Source organism: Telmatocola sphagniphila (assembly GCF_018398935.1).
Taxonomy (GTDB): domain Bacteria; phylum Planctomycetota; class Planctomycetia; order Gemmatales; family Gemmataceae; genus Telmatocola; species Telmatocola sphagniphila.
On record NZ_CP074694.1, the window covers coordinates 765,474 to 783,662 of the forward strand.

13 protein-coding genes and 1 pseudogene are annotated in these 18,189 nt (G+C 53.8%); 7 read left to right on the top strand and 7 right to left on the bottom strand.

Translation table 11 applies throughout. From position 1 onward, the window contains the following. Window positions 1–76 precede the first annotated feature (76 nt). Window positions 77–1,360, top strand: coding sequence for a replication-associated recombination protein A (locus KIH39_RS03325; RefSeq protein WP_246539508.1), 1,284 nt, complete (start codon window positions 77–79; stop codon window positions 1,358–1,360). After that, window positions 1,357–2,061: a hypothetical protein gene (locus tag KIH39_RS03330; protein WP_213497852.1), complete on the top strand. Its 705-nt coding sequence runs from the start codon at window positions 1,357–1,359 to the stop codon at window positions 2,059–2,061. The genes KIH39_RS03325 and KIH39_RS03330 overlap by 4 nt, the downstream gene beginning before the upstream one ends. Here KIH39_RS03330 and KIH39_RS03335 read toward each other — a convergent pair whose 3' ends face one another. The 5 genes from KIH39_RS03335 to KIH39_RS03355 all read right to left on the bottom strand — a co-directional run bounded on the left by KIH39_RS03335 (window position 2,062) and on the right by KIH39_RS03355 (window position 11,694). After that, on the bottom strand, window positions 2,062–4,125 hold the full coding sequence (locus KIH39_RS03335) for a c-type cytochrome domain-containing protein (protein WP_213497853.1): 2,064 nt from the start codon (window positions 4,123–4,125) through the stop codon (window positions 2,062–2,064). A gap of 51 nt (window positions 4,126–4,176) precedes the next feature. Then, window positions 4,177–6,600, bottom strand: coding sequence for a DUF1549 and DUF1553 domain-containing protein (locus tag KIH39_RS03340; RefSeq protein ID WP_213497854.1), 2,424 nt, complete (start codon window positions 6,598–6,600; stop codon window positions 4,177–4,179). A gap of 2 nt (window positions 6,601–6,602) precedes the next feature. Beyond that, entirely contained in the window at window positions 6,603–9,113 is a 2,511-nt protein-coding gene (locus KIH39_RS03345; protein WP_213497855.1) for a PPC domain-containing protein, read from the bottom strand. A 14-nt stretch (window positions 9,114–9,127) separates the two neighbouring features. Continuing rightward, window positions 9,128–10,462, bottom strand: coding sequence for a DUF1501 domain-containing protein (locus KIH39_RS03350; RefSeq protein ID WP_213497856.1), 1,335 nt, complete (start codon window positions 10,460–10,462; stop codon window positions 9,128–9,130). 119 nt (window positions 10,463–10,581) lie between these two features. Beyond that, a complete protein-coding gene (locus KIH39_RS03355; protein ID WP_213497857.1) occupies window positions 10,582–11,694 on the bottom strand; it encodes an AAA family ATPase in 1,113 nt (370 codons plus the stop codon). Window positions 11,695–11,837: 143 nt separating this feature from the next. Between KIH39_RS03355 and KIH39_RS03360 the strand changes: the two genes are divergently transcribed. The 4 genes and pseudogenes from KIH39_RS03360 to KIH39_RS03375 form a co-directional block, all read left to right on the top strand. Next, complete coding sequence (locus tag KIH39_RS03360; protein ID WP_213497858.1) at window positions 11,838–12,662, top strand: hypothetical protein; 825 nt, start codon at window positions 11,838–11,840, stop codon at window positions 12,660–12,662. Further along, window positions 12,659–13,585: an HTTM domain-containing protein gene (locus KIH39_RS03365; protein WP_213497859.1), complete on the top strand. Its 927-nt coding sequence runs from the start codon at window positions 12,659–12,661 to the stop codon at window positions 13,583–13,585. Before KIH39_RS03360 ends, KIH39_RS03365 begins: the two co-directional genes overlap by 4 nt. A 32-nt stretch (window positions 13,586–13,617) precedes the next feature. After that, window positions 13,618–13,836: a thioredoxin domain-containing protein gene (locus tag KIH39_RS26920; protein ID WP_213497860.1), complete on the top strand. Its 219-nt coding sequence runs from the start codon at window positions 13,618–13,620 to the stop codon at window positions 13,834–13,836. A gap of 12 nt (window positions 13,837–13,848) precedes the next feature. Next, window positions 13,849–14,151, top strand: a pseudogene (locus tag KIH39_RS03375) (TlpA family protein disulfide reductase); the annotation flags it as partial. On the opposite strand, the gene selA reads toward KIH39_RS03375, so the two are convergent. Together selA and selB are read right to left on the bottom strand one after the other, a co-directional pair. Next, on the bottom strand, window positions 14,127–15,566 hold the full coding sequence (selA, locus tag KIH39_RS03380) for an L-seryl-tRNA(Sec) selenium transferase (RefSeq protein WP_213497862.1): 1,440 nt from the start codon (window positions 15,564–15,566) through the stop codon (window positions 14,127–14,129). The pseudogene KIH39_RS03375 and the gene selA sit on opposite strands and share 25 nt — an antisense overlap. Continuing rightward, the gene (gene selB, locus KIH39_RS03385) at window positions 15,563–17,482 is read right to left on the bottom strand and encodes a selenocysteine-specific translation elongation factor (protein ID WP_213497863.1); all 1,920 of its coding nucleotides are present in this window, start codon (window positions 17,480–17,482) and stop codon (window positions 15,563–15,565) included. The genes selA and selB overlap by 4 nt, the downstream gene beginning before the upstream one ends. 82 nt (window positions 17,483–17,564) lie before the next feature. On the opposite strand from selB, the gene KIH39_RS03390 reads away from it, so the two are divergent. Then, window positions 17,565–18,155, top strand: a complete 591-nt coding sequence (locus KIH39_RS03390; protein WP_213497864.1) for a D-sedoheptulose-7-phosphate isomerase — start codon at window positions 17,565–17,567, stop codon at window positions 18,153–18,155. Window positions 18,156–18,189: the final 34 nt, after the last annotated feature.

Consider the following 18,189-nt stretch of genomic DNA (forward strand, 5'->3'; position numbering starts at 1 on the left):
TATCGAATGCTTTTATCGATCTTTCCAGGGGAGCAGAGTCATCGATCTCTTCGAAGAAGTCCACGAAGCCAATCGCATGAAAGCCCGGCCCCTCGCGGCGCGGATGCGGCCGCGCTCCATTCAAGAATTCATAGGTCAGGAACACTTTTTCGGCGAAGGAAAGCTTTTACGGCGGATGCTTCTGGCAGACCGGTTGAACAGTCTGGTCTTCTACGGCCCGCCGGGCACCGGCAAAACTGCTCTGGCTCAAGTCATCGCCAATCACACCAAGAGCCGGTTTGTACGCCTGAATGCCGTGAATGCGGGAACCAAGGAGGTTCGCGAAATTCTTCTGGAAGCCCGCAAACTGCTGGAGACAGAGGGCGAACGAACCATTCTGTTCCTCGATGAGATGCATCGCTTCAACAAATCACAACAGGATGTACTGCTACCCGACGTTGAAGATGGGGCCATTATTCTCATTGGGGCCACGACGCAGAATCCTTTCTTTGCCATCAACACACCACTGTTGTCCCGAAGTCAGATCTTCACTTTCGAATCCTTATCCAAAGAGAACATCCTCACGCTCCTGAAACGGGCGATTGCCGATTCAGAACGCGGCCTGGGCGAAAGCGGTGTAATCGTTGATCCTGAAGCATTAGAATTTCTGGCGGTGATGTGCGACGGCGACGCCCGGCGAGCGTTGACCGCCCTGGAAATAGCTGCGAAATCCTGTCTCGAAGAACAGCCGCACGTGACGCTGGCCGCCGTGCAGGATTCGATTCAGCGGAAATTGCAGGATTTCGATCCGACGGGAGATTCGCACTACGACCTTGCCAGTGCCTTTATCAAAAGCATGCGGGGCAGCGATCCCGATGCGGCCATTTACTGGCTGGCCCGGATGCTGGAATCTGGAGAAGATCCCCGCTTCATCGCCCGGCGACTGGTGATTTTCGCATCGGAAGATGTGGGAAATGCCGACCCCCGAGGCATCATGGTCGCAACGGCCGTCTGGAATGCCGTAGAAATGGTCGGCCTGCCGGAGTGCCAGCTTAATCTGGCTCAAGGGGTGACCTTTCTGGCTTCCTGTCAAAAATCGAATTCCTCGACGGTTGCCATCGGCAAAGCGACCACCGATGTCCGAGAAGGCCGGACCTTACCCGTACCGAAGCATCTCAAGGATTCCCATTATTCCGGTGCGAAAACTTTCGGGCACGGGGAAGGCTACGTCTACAGCCATTCCGCACCCGATGCCTGGGTCGATCAGGAATATCTCCCAGAAGATCGACGCTACTATCTGCCTTCGGATCGGGGTCATGAGGCCATCATCAAAAAGTTTCTGGACGAACTGCGCAGCCGCAAAAAAGGAGGAAGCGCGTGACCGAAGACGATTGGCAGTTGGGCGCGAACCCCGAACCGATGCTGCGCTACCTCGAAGTGCGAATGACCGATCGCAAGATGCGGCTTTTTGGCATCGCCTGCTGTCGGCGCTATCCGCTCGAGGAAGGGATTACTCCCGCTTACGTCAAATTACTCGATTACGCGGAGAAACTGGCGGATAGTGTGGAAGATTCCGAAGGGGAACGAATTTGGGAAAAATTGCAGAAGCGTCAGGACGACCGCAGCCAGACCAGCGATCATTCTCTGGCTTGCCTGCTCGTGGCTTTCACAGGAAAGAACGAGCAATTTTTTCGTAAAGGTAAGGAGGGTTGCGGCACCGTCTCGGATTGGGTACGTGAAGCCTGCCGGTTGCTGATCGAACGGCCCAGGCACGAAGAATCTCGAAGCAACCGCTACTTTCGAGAGATGGAACGGATGCAGCAGGCCGATACGCTTCGGGAGATAATCGGTAATCCTTTTGCGCAAACGGCGTTTGACGTGAACTGGCGAAATACCAACATCCTGGACATCGCGACTAAGATCTACGAACAGAAGGAGTTTGAGAACCTCCCCATTTTAGCCGACGCACTTCAGGATGCAGGTTGTAACTGGACGGAGATCATCGATCACCTCCGTTCGTCGGAATCGCATTTCCGAGGATGCTGGGCGCTGGATGCCATCCTCAGTTTCGATGCAAAGTGATTACTTCTTCGCTTGAGCCCGCATTAATTCCAGCTGGCTGGCTACCGGCTTCAAGTCGGCTTCCGCAGCCGCCAGTTTCTGCTGTAACGGGGGTATTTCTTTCTCCGTTGCTGGAATGGCTTGCTGTTTCAGCGGCATGGCCTGGGTTACTGTCTGGACGGTAGTTTTGGCCGTGGTCAGGTTCTTTTGAGCTTCGATGTACTTCGGCCCCGACATGTTGACGAACGACTGGCGTTCCATCAAAGTTTTGCGGGCAGCGGCGAGTTCCGTATTAGCGGTATCGAGTTGCGTCTTGGCCTGATTGAAGAGAGCTAAAAGCTCGTCGTTCCCTTTTGCTGCATCGACTTCCGTCTTAAACTTCGTGGCCGTCTCGGTGAAGATTTTCACTTTGACTTCCTTGGCTTTCAGCGTGTTTTGAGCCGCCTGCATATCTCCAGCGGCTTTATCCGCCGCCGCTTTCAGAGTAGGCAGATTGGCTTCCAGAGTCTTGACCATCGTCTGCGCATCGGTCAAAGCTTTTTGAGAATTCCCGAACTCCAGTCGGAGCGTGGCCAACTTCTTCTGAGCGGCTTCGAGATCGCTCTTGGCCTGATTCACCTTGGCCTGCTTCTCAGCAAAAAGCTTTTCGATGACGGCGAGCCGATCCGCGAAAGCCGGGGGATTGGTGTTCACCGAACCCAGGGTGACATCGTCTGTGATTCGAGAAGCTCGAACCTCACCGGTCCAATCGCCCGAATAGATGATCTGTGCATCGTGGCTGACGCCGACTCGCAGTCCCAGATCATTCAAGGCCTTGAAGTTCTTCTGGGGATTGCCTGCAGCGTCCCAAATCTTGGGAGTGCGATCGCGGCCAACGCTGACGAGGCGGTTGTCGTGAGCGTATTTCACAGCTTGGACGCCACCGCCATGGGCGCTGATGGCCTTGGTCTGGGCGCCGTTCTCCATTTCCCAGGTACGAATCGTACCATCTTCGCTGCCGCTGGCAAGAATGTTAGAATCGTCGCGCCAGGAGAGATCGAGAATCGCGGCGGTATGCCCGCGAAGATTGTAGAATTCGCGACCGTTCGCTGCTTCCCAAACGAATAGACCGCCGGAGCGATCCGACGAGGCGAGCAAGACCCCATCCGGGCTGAATTCCAGAGCGTAAATCCAGTCGGTATGTTTCTTGATTTCACGAACCAGGGAACCATCCTTGGTGGAGTAGATGCGAATCATCTTGGAAGGACCGCCCAGAGCGATTTGGGTCTGATCGGCACTGATATCCGCGGCTAGCACCGCATCGTTCTCATTACCCACTTCAATAATCTGCTGACCAGTTTTTACATTCCAAACGACGACCTTGCCCGAAAGACCCCCACGTCCGCCGCCGGCCAACAGCAAGCTCCCGTTACGGCTGAACTTTATAACGGTGGGCATGCCATGTTTGAAAGGGATGACATCCAGTAAAGCCATCGTTTCGCCATGGTAGAGCAGGATATCTTTAGGACCACCGACCGCAACCAGGGGAGCCCAGGGACTTACCGCCAGGGCCACCACGGCGTTCGCCTTGGGTGTGACCTTGGTAGTGTCGCGAGGCTTTCGAAGTTCCGGCATCGGGGGTGGTCCGTCGGGTCGGCCCCGTTTGATCGAAACCAGCGAAACGTCGGCCGTAGCCTTGGCCGCGACGGCTTTACTTCCCGAATTTTCGAGCAGTCCGCCGTTGATCCAAGCGGTGATAGTATCGAGGGCTTCCTTCGCTAAGGGAGCGGAATTGGGCGGCATCTTCGGCTCGGCTTTATGCGAGGAAAGCAGATAGAGACGGCTCGAACTAATGTCGCCGGCCTTGACGACTTCCCCGGAGGAACCGCCTTCCATCATTTTGGAGAACGTACTGAGATCCAGGCCGCCTTTGGCTTTGTCGGCATTATGGCAGCTCAGACATTTTTCGCGTAGGATCGGCATTATGTGCTGATCGTAGGTGATTTTCACCTTGGTGTCTTTGCTGTCCTTCGGAGCCTGGGCTTGAATCGAAGATTCGATTGACGCCCAGCCGAGAAGCGAGATAAGCAGAACAAGTAAGCGCATATCAATCCACCGCAAAGTAATCGAAGGATGCCAAAATCCCGGGACCAGGATTTAGTGGTTGAACAAAAACTCTCGTGAATTCAGTACAGCCCAGAAAATATCTTCGAGGACTCGTTTCTTATCCTTCTCTCCCGCCAGGGCTAACTGGAGTTTGCCCATCTCCTGAGTGGTCGGCTTGCGAACGAGAGTTCGGATATAAATCTCCTCGATAATCTCCTCGGGAGATTTCTTCTCCTGAAGCATTCGACCGATCAGGTTCCCCTGAAGTATCCGCTGCGTGGTCGCATCGCCGTTAAGCATGTGCAGCGACTGGGAGAGCGAGGGATCCAGTTTCACTTCGCAGGAGCAAACTGTCTCTCGGCTCGCCCGGCCGAACGTCGTCAGGAAGTAGTTGGAGACGTTACCATCGGCAATCTGCACGGCCCGGGCTCCCAGAGGCAGGCCGGGAAACTTGTTCTTGGTTTCCGTCACTTCCGAAATGCAGTCGAGCATGGTTTCGGCCCGAATTCGGCGCACCGTCGCTTTGGCGAAGTTGCGAGTGTCGGAAGCATTGCTATCATTACCGGTCGTTGACAGTTGATAGGTGCGAGACAAGCAAATATCCTTTACTAGTTTCTTCAAGTCGTACTTGTAGTTGGTGAATTGCCTGCCCAATTCATTCAGCAGTTCGGCATTGGAAGCCGGATTGCTGACCCGCACATCATCGACTTCATCGATGATGCCTTTGCCGAAAAAGTGTGCCCAGACGATGTTTGCCATATTGGTGGCGAAGTAAGGATTTTCGGGAGAGGCCAGCCATTCTGCCAGAACAATCCGGCGGTCCTTCCCTTTTACATCCGGTTCTTCTCCGCCGAGGAATTTCGGTGCCATCACCCGGCCCCCCAGCAAGTGACGAACTTCACCACCGCCGGTGTTGAAGACGATTCGCTCGCGAGGATCGTCCGCTTGTTTTCGACCAATCTGAGCGAAGAAGGCCGCGAAACCGTAGTAATCGTTCATCGTCCAACGATCAAACGGATGATTATGGCATTGGGAGCATTGGATTCGCATGCCCATAAAGACCTGAGCCACATTCTCCGATATTTTCAGAATGTCATTCTCACCCTCGAAGTAGTTGCTGGCGGGGTTCTTGAAGGTGCCACCGCTGGCGGAAAGCAATTCCTTTACCCATTCATTCACCGGTACGTTGCGGGCAATCTTGTCCTGCAGCCAGTTGTAATAAAGCAGAGTAGCCTTGTAGCTGACCTGATTGCCGGATCGGATCTGAAGCAGTTCCGCCCACTTCATCACCCAGAGTTCCGCAAACTCTTTGCGAGACAACAGATCATCCACCAGGGCTTCCCGCTTGTTGGGATTCTTGTCGGCCATGTACTTGCGATATTCTTCGGGCGTGGGCAGTACGCCGACGACATCGATGAACACCCGCCGGATAAATTCTTCATCCGTGCAAAGGCCGGAGGGCTCAATGCGGAGTTTTTCGAGTTTGTTGTGAACCAACTTGTCGATGTAATTGTTTTCCGGAAGCTTCTTGGCTTCGAATTGCAGTCCCTTAGGCAAAACCACGAAGGGAGAACCGATCGTAAAGGTGGCAAATCGAGCCATCACGAAGGCTTCCCCTCGTTCTCCCGCCGTAATCACTCCATTTGAATCCACCTTGGCGGAGTTGTCGTTGTTGCTGAGGAACAGAGCCAGGGAAGTCACATCGCGGTCGGTACCATCCGAATACTTGGCTCGAACCGTCAACCGTTGCGTGGTCCCTTTGCCATCGAGAACACCGGCTTTGGGATACACTTCCATGGAGACCGGCTTGGCGACCGTGAGCTCATCTATCGGCAAACCCGCTTCATGCCATCGAATCAGCGTCTGGTAATATTGATCGCCGACTTTGATTTTATCGCCACCCGTGTGCGGCACTTTGCCACAGGCTTTTTCGATCAAAAGACCTTCTTCGGGAAACGCCTGATTCACCCGACGGCCATTAATTTCGCGGGTGAGACGATAGTGGTCTCCATCCGGATCGAAACCGAATAACGAGAGTCGGAAGCCGTCTTTACCGCGGGCCGCTCCATGGCAGGCACCGGAATTACAACCCGAACGCATGAAAATCGGCATCACATCCAGCTTGAAGCTGATGGGACGGTCGACTTTGGCTTGCTTTACACTCATCGGGACTTTTACAGTTTTCTTACCGTAGGAAATGGCGACTTCAGTCGAGCCATCCGCTATCGGATAGAGGACGTTTTTGTCCAGGCGAACTAGTGCCGGATTAGCGATCTGCACTGTGGCCTGATCGGTAACATCCTGCGTAATGCCGTTCGCGTAAGTGGCCTGAATCACGTAGGACTGATAATCCCGAGAGGTTTCCAAATTAAAGTCTGCTGGGAAAACTTCTACCTTGACCGGATCTTCTGCACGCAGGGATGCGGAACTTAAGAACAGTAGAAGAACCGTGGTAAGTGCTGAGTTTATTTTCATGGTTATTTGTCCTTCTTCTCTTCCTTGGAAGCTTTTTCTCGCTCTTCCTGTTCCAACCGAAGTTGTTCCAGTCGGGAGAGGCGTTTAGTCGGCTGGGCGGGGTTGGCCGCGGGTTGATTCGGTTTCGGGGGAGTATTCGCCGGAGGCTTGGCCGCAACAATCGGGACATCCACCCGTAATTCCGATGCTCCCAGATTGTGCGAAATCGGCTCGCCATTCTTAAGGATCACCACGTTACAGAAGATGTTGCGATGGATGCCAGCGGGCGTGGTTGCTTCCGTTTTCAGGGGGAAAGCGACTTCGGCCGTTCCTTTATCGAACTGGATATCCTGCGTCGCCACTTTTGGCGGCAGGTTCACCAGTCGAATGGTCGCCTTGCCGTCGAAGGGTTGGAGGTTTTTCAGCTTCACGAACATCTGAGTATCCTTGCCTTGCTCTACAGCGCCGCGTTCTATCGTAACGGCCATAAAAGGGCTGGCAATTTCCAGAGTTGCCAGTTGCGAGGATACCCAAACCGGTCCATCCCCGACGGTAGCTTCGGCCTGAACCACATAATCCCATTTGCGAACCGGTGCACCACCATTCGCGTTCAGTGGGAGAATGGTTTCTGTCTGGCCATCGGGAATAGTTGCGGAACCCGCGGAGCCAACGCCCGGAGGGTTATAGAGCGGGTAGATATTGATCGGGCCTTTGAAGCCGTTCTTTCGCTCGGCGACGATCTTCAAATTCATCGTACCATTCTGAACCAAAGGCACCTTGGGTTCGACGATCCGGACGCTGAAGGGTGCCTCTTTGGTAACTGCAATGGCGGCCTTGGGTAGGCGAGGAGCCCAGAAAATCGAATTGTTCTGGCCGAGAATCATTTCCGGCGTCTGGTGAAAATGACTAACTAATTGAAGTTTGGGATCGACCGCACTGCCGAGTATTTGGACGAAGCGAGTTTCGATAGGTGCATCGGCGTCTGCTTCAAAAACGATGGGTTGAACGGTCATATTCGCAGCCATCACATTCGTGCTGGCTTTGACCTTGGTCGGTAATGCATCCCAGCCAAGTTTCAGATCGCCGCCCCAATCCTGTCTGCCGGCGGAGAGTAGTACCGCGAAGCGATTTCCTCGAGGCACTGCGATGGATTGACGATCCTGGGAATATTGAACCGGCTTAACCGTCGTGAGTTCGACTTTGGCCTGAACGGGCGCGACCTCTATGCGATAAAAGTAGTTCGGTCCGCCTTTGCGAAGGTGGTCGTAGATTCCCAAAATGTAATCCCCATCGGCCGGGATGCCGAATCGGAAGTAGCTATCCGGGCCACCGGAGTCGTCGTTGGCGGCGAGAACCGCTCCTTTATCGTTGGAAATTTGAAGAACGGAATCTAAAGTGGAACCGAGTTGGCGGGCGAACACCCGGAAGTCGTACACTTCCCCTTTTTTCGCTGTAAAGCGGTAGTAATCGACATCATTGGGTTTTTCGACGACACCGTTGATGGCTCCAGGCGCACCCACTTTGATAGCCTGAGCCACAGTGTTATTCGGTTGAGTCTTGAGGTAATTCGTCAGGTTGCTCAGGCGAATCGGCACACCGGAGGCTGCCGTTTTGCCATTTTCCTCAGCGAAAATATCAACCTTGGTGTCAAGCTGACCCATTGGAACTTTGATTCGTCGCTTCAAGGGGCCGGTTGCATCGCCAATAAATGTCACATCCATCTCTTCGCCCGGTTTGCCGCCCAGGGGCAGCACTCCCAGCGGTCGGGGATAGGTGTGCACGTGCAAGCGGTAGTGGCTGTTGCCACTGCCCTGATAAGCGGTTTCCCGAACCTGTACGTAGTACTTGCCATCCGCCGGAGCAATGATCGAAAGTAAGCCATCCTGTGAGAACAACGGCGAGTCATCAGAGGCCGACAATTCAAATCGTTTGGAATCCAGAATGGCCACATAAGGATCGAAGAAAGCTTCTCCTAGTCGCATCGCTTCGATTTCTACTGCCAACCGCTGGCCTTTTTTCAATTCGACTTGGAAATAGTCGTTATCTTCATTGGTGATGGTGCCGTGCACAGTCACGTTCAACGGAATTTTCTGCGGGGCCGTGAATTCGTTATTAGGTTCTTTTTCATCGATTACGGGGAAAGGGCCGACCCAGAAAGTACACATCGGCGTGATGCCGGAATCGCATCGGAGTCGGAAATAATGTTCGCCGAGCGGACAATCATTTTTGATCCGCAGGTGCACGGCCACCTGCTGCTTGCTCAGTACGTCGAGACTGATGACCTCAAAATGGTCGTCGTAGAAGAAGACATCTTTCGCATCATCGAGGTTGGATCCGGTGAAGACGAGATCCACTTCGGTACCCCGTTCGCCGCCCCGGGGCATAATCGTGCTCAACTGCGGATTAGAGGCACGCGCGAATGAGGCAAATACGAGGAGAAACGTGAAACCCAATAGTCGATTCACGGTGGTGTACCTTCGAGGGAGAATCACGGCGATCAAAAAATATGCCCCGCTGTTGACGCAGCGGGGCATGGCAAATCGATTAATTAGGCAAGCAGATCTTTGCGGGCCTTCCCACCGTTGACGATGTCAATCGGTCGGCTACCGGGAGCGATGAGCACCTTTTCCGAGGGAATGCCCAGGCAAGTGTACATCGTGGTAGCCAAGTCTTCGACGGTCAAAGGATCATCTTCCGGTTCGGTTGCGGTCGGGTCGGAGGAACCGTAAACGATTCCCTTCTTGATGCCGCCACCGGCGAGAACGACGCTGAACACTTTGGGCCAGTGATCGCGACCCGCGGTCGCATTAATCTTCGGCGTTCGACCGAATTCACTGGAAACCATAACCAATGTCGAATCCAGCAGGCCTCGCTGCGAGAGATCTGTGATCAAAGCTGCAAAGGCCTTATCGAACTCGGGCAGTTGCGATTTCATGCCATCTTTGATGTTGTTGTGCATGTCCCAGCCGCCGTAGGTCAGGGTCACGAATCGCACACCGGCTTCCACCAACCGACGAGCCATCAGCATGCGCTGGCCAGCGGCGTTACGGCCGTAGGTGTCGCGGAGTTTGGCATCTTCCTTGTTGATGTCGAAGGCTTCTTTGGCTTTTTCCGAGGAAATCAGCGAATAAGCCTGCTGGTAGAAGGTGTCCATGGCCGCGATGTTATCGGCCTTCTCGCGAGTGGCGAAATGATCGTTCACGGTTTCGAGGATGCTCTTGCGAGTGCTGAATCGCTTGTCGTCCACGCCGTTGGGAAGCGACAGATCCTGAACGCGGAAACCCGGATTGGCCGGGTCGCTACCGAGGCTGAACGGGCCGAACTTGGAACTGAGGTAGCCGCTGCCGGCAAAGTTCGTCGGCATGTTGGGAATGCAGATATAAGGCGGCAGGTTGTTCCGTACGCCGAATTCGTGAGCGACAATGGTGCCGAAGCTGGGGAAGATCAAAGCAGGGCTGGGCTTATATCCCGTGAACATGTTATGCGTGCCGCGTTCGTGGGCCGCTTCGCCGTGGGTCATCGAACGGCAAATAGCGATCTTATCGACGACCTGAGCGGTCGATTTCATGTGTTCGCTTAAGTAAACGCCGTCGATTTTGGTTTTGGTGACCCCGATTTCGCCCCGGTATTCCAGCGGAGCAGTCGGTTTGGGGTCGAAGGAATCCTGATGCGCCATCCCGCCCGGCAGGAAGATGTGGATGACCGATTTCGCCTTGCCTTCTTTGCTCTTGAGGCTAGCACGGTCTTCGCCGGCATTGGCCGACTGTAACCGCAGAAACCCGTCCAGGGTAAGACCGAAGCAGCTTAAAGCTCCAACGGAAATAGCGGTACGGCGGCTGGGGCGAAAATGCGCGGGATCATCAAACCACGTAACGGCTTTCATAGATTCCAACCTCCTGGATGGTTATTCAACAATTACAACAAAGCAAAGCTGAGGCATCGGCGGATATTTTAAGGAGAGCTTTGATCATCGAATAGTATATGACATTCAGACAACGGTTGTCAATGAATTACCCATTCTACTTCGTGACCTTCTGTACGGTCCGGAACTTCCCATCTGTCTAACAATCGTTCAATCACTTGATCCGGCACCCGTTTTTTACGGGACCGGTTTTGATTGAGTAAACGTTGAAAACTCGTTTCCACGTAAACCAGGCGCACGCGCACCCCATACTGGGCGAATAGGCGGATGCAATCCTTTCGAGCGTGACGAGTTAAATTAGTTCCATTAAAAATAAAAGAATGATGAGCTTCCAGCTCTTCGCGGGCAATTTCACGGGCTTTTGCAAGAATCGCCGAGTGTGTATCGTTGATCGACTGCCCGTTCTGATGTCGTAGGGCATCCACACTGATCATTTTCATATCAGGGAAGTGTTTCTGGATCCAGAAATCCTTTCCGGCGCCGGGCAGGCCGGACATCATGATGATTTCCAGCCCTTCGGACTTCTTCGGAGGATTCTCCATATTCTCGACTTGGAAGAAATTAAACCGTTCCGCATCGCCATTGAAGGCGTAGTGGGAGGAATAGCAGCCGAGCCGTTTGGCAATTTCGCGAAAGTCGGCAATTTGTTTCAGAAGATTATCCGGGTCGGGGCAGATTCGGCCGCGTGCATCGGACTCGGCGAGGAGGGAAAGCCAGTCGCACCGGGCCGATTGGCTGACCTCGATAACGATGCGTTCCGGGGCTTCACTTTGGGAAACGAAAAAGGGCACTAAATGATGTCTGATTAGTCCGGTGATCTGCTCCCTCAAAATGAAAGGGATGCCCCGCTTCCAAAGTATCTGTCGGGCCCGCACGGCCCCACGCCAGGAATGGCCTCTGGAGGAGATCGATCCATCGGGTTCCACCCGGGTACAGATCGGCTTGGCCACATCGTGCAGGAGAGCCGCCGTAAAGAGTATGTAGCGTTCCGTTTCGGGCAATTCTCGCCAGGCCGGGAGGCTGGCCATGGCTTCGCAGACCATATGGACGTGCGTCCACACATCCCCCTCCGCATGGCGTTGAGGGTTCTGGGGGCAACTTTGTAAATCCCGTATCCACGGGAGCATGTCCAGCGTCGCCCAGTCGATTTTCCATTCGGGCGGCTGCGGACACGGCGGGAACGCAGGGGTCACAGACTATCTCCGACCCCGGGAAAAAACACTGCAGTTTCCCGGGCTAGGCGAAGCTTTTTTCTCACAATCTATTCTATATTACCAGTTGTTCGCCCTTTTAGACTAGGGCAACCGCTCGAACCCCTCCAGAAAGCGGCTAAACGATGGCGCCAGAAAATGAATCCATCCCGCGAAAATCCCCCTGTAGCAAACTAGCCTCTGTGGCTCTGGGAATTTTTTTCCTTTTCCAGATCATTTTTCTGATTGTCGGCAATGTCATCCAGTATTTGCCTCGCCAGCTTTCGGAGCATCGGGCGGAGCCATTTCAGAAACTGGGTAGACTGAGCGATTCAGACTTGATTCAGGAACCTGTGGAAGCTGTTGGCTGGTTTTGCGATCGCTGGACCGAACTGACCGGCGAATGGCAAGGCTGGTCCATGTTTGCTCCGGTCTTCCCGCATCGCGGGGTATTCCCCGTAGTGGTTATGCATTTTGAGGAATCGAGCAAATATCCCGATGTGACGCTTTCCGAAGATTTCACGCCCGATAATCCGGAACACTATTTTCAACTGACTGATTCCCGGCATCGACGCTTCAATTACGAAACCCGCATGAGCGCCCCATTCGCGCTGATTCCCGAAGATCCGAAAAATCCGGGACAGTGGGATCCTCGATACGTCGATCGCTGGAATTCCGAAATTGAGACCTACGTTCAACTGTTGCATCGCCAGTACAGTTCCTACCTGCGCTGGCGGATCAGTCTTTTCCTGAAGGATCACCCCGACTATCCGATGCCGGAGACAGTCGAGCTGAAGATCCACATCATCCCGACGCCGGATCCTAATAATCCCAATACCGTCGAAACTCAGCAAACGATTCCCTATCTCCGCTGGACACCCGCGGAAGTTTCGGACAAATACCTCCCCCTCGAGTACTGGGATCTGATCGAAATGAAATTCAAAAAACTCGTCCGAAAGGAGCTGCCATGAACGACCGAACTCTCGTCGGCACGGTTCCTTGGATGCCCGGATTCCTGCGCAATATCTGGTGGTTGAACCATCCGGTAGCCGCGGAAAGATTGGCCGCACTAAGGATTTCCGTGGGATTATTTTTCCTTCTGGATCTGCTGTGGATGTACGCCCCGCATTTCAGTGATTACTACGGCCCAGGAAGTTTATCCGAACCGAACGTCTTTGAACGCCTGTTTCAATCCCCCAGCTGGTCCTGGTCGCTCATTCACTGGTTACCACCCGGGATTCCAGCAATTAGTCTCTTATATGTGGGAATACTTTCCGCGCTCGGAATGATCTTCGGTGTGATGCCGCGCTTGAGCGCCTGTCTGGGTTGGATGATCTCCTACTCGCTCCTGTCGGTTTGCCCCTTCCTGCACAATGGCGGGGACCGGGTGAAATGCATACTGATGTTTATTCTGATGCTGACGCCTTGCGATGCCGCCTGGGTGATCGGCCGGAAACAGCCACCCGCGGTGGTCCATCCCTGGTGGATGGTGCTACTGATCATGCAAATGTGCCTGATGTACTGTCTGAATGGCTTACGGAAGTATCCCGGGCCGGAGTGGCGATCGGGCGAGGTACTTTACTATGTCTGCAATAGTTCACTCTGGGCTCACTGGTCCGGTCAATCGCATCCGGTTCCGATGGCCGTGTATAAACTGCTGACCTGGTTCACTTTAGTCTGGGAAATCTTCTTCCCGATTTTCCTTTGGATGCCGATCACGCGCAAGGCCATCCTCTGGATCGGGGCTTTCTTCCACGTTTTTACTTTCTTTCATCTGGAAGTCGGCATGTTCGCGATTTACGCGCTCTGTTTCTATACCGTCTTTGTTCCCTGGGAGCGGCTATCGGACTGGTTGAAGAAATCGAGAGTGTTAGAAAGTGAAAAAAATTTATAGGCTATAAGAGTCCACTCCAAAGAGGGTTTCTTATGGCCGATCCGGATAAATCGCTTTCCAGGGTAGTTACAGTATTTGCTCTGGCATTCATCGCCGCCGTCATCTATCTGAAGGCGGCTCCGATGTTTAAAAAATCCCTCGTGGGTAAGCCCGCTCCGGAAATCGTCGGGCGCGATCTCAACGACAAAGAGATGCGGCTGAGCGATTACCGGGGCAAAGTGGTAATGCTCGATTTTTGGGGCCATTGGTGACCGGCTTGCCGGGCTATGTACCCTCACCAGCGGTCGCTGGTCAAAACGTATAAAAACAGACCTTTTGCCCTGGTGGGCGTTAATAGCGATGAGTCCCTTCGAGACGTTCGCGACATATTAGAAGAAAATGGTATAACCTGGCCTTCCTTCTTCGATGGGGAATCCGGACCGATTGCCGCAGCCTGGGAAGTGAAGTTCTGGCCGACGATTTATCTCATAGATCACGAAGGGAATATCGCCGGGGAATATACCGGGGATGCCAGATCCGATGCGCTGATAGAAAAGTTGGTTCAGCGAGCGGAAGCGGCGAAGTGATCAGGATAGCAGATCCCCTCCAAGGCTTCTTTGAGCACCCCGGCTAATTTCTGGTCATTCAGCACAGTGCGAAGGTCGAGCAAAACTCGATCTTCGGATATTCGGGCCAGCACGAATTTTTCGCGAAGCCTCTTGCACAATATTTCGCTCGAAATCGATTTGGGACTCACTTGGATTACGATTGTCGGCAGCGCCTGATCGGGCAGCGTGCCACCGCCTACATAGGCCGTTTCCTCCGCCAGTTGGAACTCGGCCTGTTCCTCCAGCGAGGAAAGTTCTGCGATAAATTTTGCCGAGCGTACTCTCAATTCCTCGATACTGATCGCCAGCAACCGGTAGAGAAGGATGTCGGGCCAAGAATCCTTTGCCTGCAAATATTTTTGCAAAGTTCCCTGAAGCAGGCTGAGTGTGATTTTGTCGCAGCGAAGCGCCCGCATCAACGGATCTTTTTCCAGTTTTTCGATCAGCGATTTCTTTCCGATGATGATTCCGCACTGCGGACCACCGAGCAATTTGTCGCCACTGAACAGGACCAGATCAGCTCCTGCCTGGATACTCCGTGGTACCAGAGGTTCGTCGTTCATCCCAAACGGTGTTAAAGGTATTAACACACCACTCCCCACATCATCCACCACGGGCAGATTGTGCTTGTGACCGAGTTCCACCAGTTCTTCCAGCGAAGGGCTTTCCGTAAAGCCGCGGATACGAAAATTGCTCTGATGAATTCGCATCAGCAAGGCAGTTTGAGGCTGAATTGCTTTTTCGAAATCCTTTATTCGAGTGATATTGGTCGTGCCCACCTCGCGAAGTTTCGCGCCGCTCACTTCCATGATTTCCGGTATGCGGAAACTGCCTCCGATTTCCACGAGTTGGCCTCGCGAGACAATGACTTCCCGGCTCGAGGCCAGCGCGCGTAAGACAAGAATAGTAGCCGCCGCACAGTTGTTGACGACAGTGGCTGATTCGCAGCCGGTGAGTTGCTGGAGGAATTCCCGAATAGGTTTCTGCCGCTGCGATCGAACTCCGCTTTCCAGATCGACTTCGAGGTTGCAGTACTGTCCCGCTTTTCTTGTCGCTTCGTGGAGCAATTGAGAATCGATGGGAGCTCGACCGAGATTGGTGTGCAGAATGATGCCGGTTGCATTAATGACTTCATTCAGCTGATGGAGCGGGCGAATTTGCAGTTCCTTAACGATCGCATGTCGGGCTTCTTCCAACCAGACGGGGACATCGATTTCCTCGCCCTGTAGTATTCTTTGTCGAATGGCCTCCAGCGACCTTCGGCAGATGTCGACCCGATCTTCGTCTCGACAGCCGATCGCGCCAAATTTCGCTTCCCAGGCAACAATCTGGTCGACCAGGGAATTAACCGCCGGCAGCGAGCGCAGTCGAATCTGAATGGCAGGATCTTTCATGAATTCGCGACCTGGAGAAAGCGTAAATCGCCCTCGCGGTGAGTAAAGCCAATGCGGTCGAGGTATTCGCACAAGGGTACCGCGAACTTTCGCGTTGTCCCCAGGATATCGCGAATCTCGGCTACGGTGATGCCCCGTCCCGATGCCAGGACCTGTCGAACCGCTTCCCGCATACTGGCCTCTGCGTCCGCATGCAGATAAATCTCATGGGACACACGAACCAGGAGGCCCTCGGCCACCGCTACAGCAAATATATCTTCGAGGCTTTCTGCATTACCACCCGCCAGATTTGCAAAGCTGCGTGGCTCGGGAGGGGCAAACCCGGCCGTTCTCAAGGATTCGATAATTCGATCCTTCAACTTCTTTTGATTCTGGCTCAACTTGGGTTTGAAATCCGAGCAGGCAATCCGGCGATTATCTCCCGAGATTTTCTTGAGCCGGATTAATTCCTCGATTCCCCAATCGATCAGTCCCTCATCCCCGATGTAGGCCAGTTGCGAGATGACTTTTTGCCGATCGTGGTGCGAGAGCAGAGGAGCCTCGGAGTGGAGTTTCGCCAGCACCGCCAGAATCCGCTCTTCCAATTCGTCCCAGCGTTCCCTGTGCAGCAGAATCCGCCGCTCGGTCTGCTCGATGGATAGCCATTTCCCGTTCTGAATCAAAGAGTTTTCAACTTCCGCCAACTGACTCGGGGCAATACCGGCCTCCCGAACCAGATCGACGCGGGTAAGTCCATGATAATTGCGAAACCAGACGACCGCTTCCGCCCGCTCCATAATGTCATTTGACCGGAGTCTGTCCATCCACTGAAGCATCTCCGGCTGGCTTCGCCGGATTTTCAGTCCGGTGGGCTGCAGAACCTGTCCGCCTCCCAGCGTTGTCTCAGCCGAAGAGTTTCGCAAAACGAAGGGCTGTCCCCAAATGGCGGTAACCGATTCTTTTAGAAAGAGCTGTGCCAAGCCGGACTGACCGGGATTGAGTAGTTCGGCGTTCAACAGTGAAACCGTCACCATTACCTCGGCGGTACCAATGTGCAGGCGGGCTTCGGTTCGGTGCTTAATCGAATGACGCTGATCTTTCAAAGCCAGCAATTGAACGCTCAACACCTTGCTGGCTTTCAAATATCCCGGTTTGGCCAACTCCTGGCCACGCTTCACCTCTTCCAGAGGCACCCCGACCAGATTGATCGCGGCCCGCATTCCTTCCTGTATCTGGGAGACGACCTGGTCATGGTTTTGGAGACTCCGGGTGCGGACAAGTTGCCCTTTAGGAAGCCATTCTAATTCTACCCCAACCGCGAGGGTTCCCGAGGAGACCGAACCGGTTACCACGGTGCCATGTCCCTGAACTATGAAGGCTCGGTCGATCGCAAGTCGGAACCACTCGCTGGCTTGTTTCTGTTCAATTTGATCGCAGCATATCTTCAAAGCCTCTTTTAAATCCCTGATGCCGTTGCCCTGGGTCGCCGAGGTGCGAATGATTGGACTTTCCGAGAGAAAACAATCTCGCACCAATTCGCGAATTTCCATTTCCCGCAGTTGCAGGGTGATCTCATCCACGAGATCAGTTTTCGTGAGGGCGATGACCCCCTGTTGAAGCTGGAGAAGCCGCAGAATTTCGAGGTGTTCGCGGGTCTGCGGCATCACGCCATCGTCGGCCGCGATTACCAGAATTGCCAGATCGATACCCGTTGCGCCGGCCAGCATATTGCGGATGAATCGTTCGTGCCCCGGCACGTCGACGATGCCGAGGTGATAGCCGTCGAGATCGAGTTTGGCGAACCCGATGTCGATCGTGATTCCCCGGGCTTTTTCTTCTGGCAGCCGGTCGCAGTCGACTCCAGTGAGGGCTTTTACCAGGGAGGTTTTGCCGTGATCGATATGCCCGGCCGTACCCAAAATCAATTCGCGTGGCATCCAGGTATCCAAGTTCACCTTGCGTATTGGTGGCTGAAGGGATAAACAAACAGCCTGGAATTAATCATACGAGGATTGCTCGATGCTCGGCACGCAAATGGATGCTCGCGCTTTTATGGAACGGGTTGCTCACGAACTCGGCAGGGTCAACCCCGCGGAAATCCATCGCCTCTCGGAACTTTGTTACGAATGCTACGAGAACGGAAAATTCGTTTTCGTCATCGGTAATGGCGGGAGTGGATCCAACGCTTCCCACTTCTGCGAAGACATGGGAAAGGGAACGCTCAAACGTTCCGATTTCGATAACGACAGTAAAAAGCGGCTCAAGGTGTTGAGCCTGACCGACAACACGCCGTACATTCTGGCCTGGGGTAACGACGAGGGCTTCGACCGCGTCTTCGTCGAGCAGTTGAAGAACCTGGCCTCTCCCGGCGACCTCTTGATTGCCATCAGCGGTTCGGGGAACTCACCGAATATTCTGCGGGCGGTCGAATGGGCAAATAAGCACGATCTCACTACCTATGGCTGCACTGGCTTTACCGGCGGCAAACTGCAAAGTCTAGCCAAATATAACTTCCATGTACCGCTGGACGATATGGGTATTGTGGAATCGATTCATCTCACCGCTTTTCACTGGGTGGTGGACGACTGCCATCGCCGAATTTCGCTGTAATAAATCCCGAGGCGAGGCCCACGATCCAGTGGCT

Coding starts and splice junctions, on each gene's coding strand:
- KIH39_RS03325 (WP_246539508.1), top strand. CDS start 77: ATGAAAGCCCGGCCCCTCGCGGCGCGGATGCGGCCGCGCTCCATTCAA.
- KIH39_RS03335 (WP_213497853.1), bottom strand. CDS start 4,125: ATGCGCTTACTTGTTCTGCTTATCTCGCTTCTCGGCTGGGCGTCAATC.
- KIH39_RS03340 (WP_213497854.1), bottom strand. CDS start 6,600: ATGAAAATAAACTCAGCACTTACCACGGTTCTTCTACTGTTCTTAAGT.
- KIH39_RS03345 (WP_213497855.1), bottom strand. CDS start 9,113: ATGCCCCGCTGCGTCAACAGCGGGGCATATTTTTTGATCGCCGTGATT.
- KIH39_RS03350 (WP_213497856.1), bottom strand. CDS start 10,462: ATGAAAGCCGTTACGTGGTTTGATGATCCCGCGCATTTTCGCCCCAGC.
- KIH39_RS03360 (WP_213497858.1), top strand. CDS start 11,838: ATGGCGCCAGAAAATGAATCCATCCCGCGAAAATCCCCCTGTAGCAAA.
- KIH39_RS03365 (WP_213497859.1), top strand. CDS start 12,659: ATGAACGACCGAACTCTCGTCGGCACGGTTCCTTGGATGCCCGGATTC.
- KIH39_RS26920 (WP_213497860.1), top strand. CDS start 13,618: ATGGCCGATCCGGATAAATCGCTTTCCAGGGTAGTTACAGTATTTGCT.
- selA (WP_213497862.1), bottom strand. CDS start 15,566: ATGAAAGATCCTGCCATTCAGATTCGACTGCGCTCGCTGCCGGCGGTT.
- selB (WP_213497863.1), bottom strand. CDS start 17,482: ATGCCACGCGAATTGATTTTGGGTACGGCCGGGCATATCGATCACGGC.
- KIH39_RS03390 (WP_213497864.1), top strand. CDS start 17,565: ATGCTCGGCACGCAAATGGATGCTCGCGCTTTTATGGAACGGGTTGCT.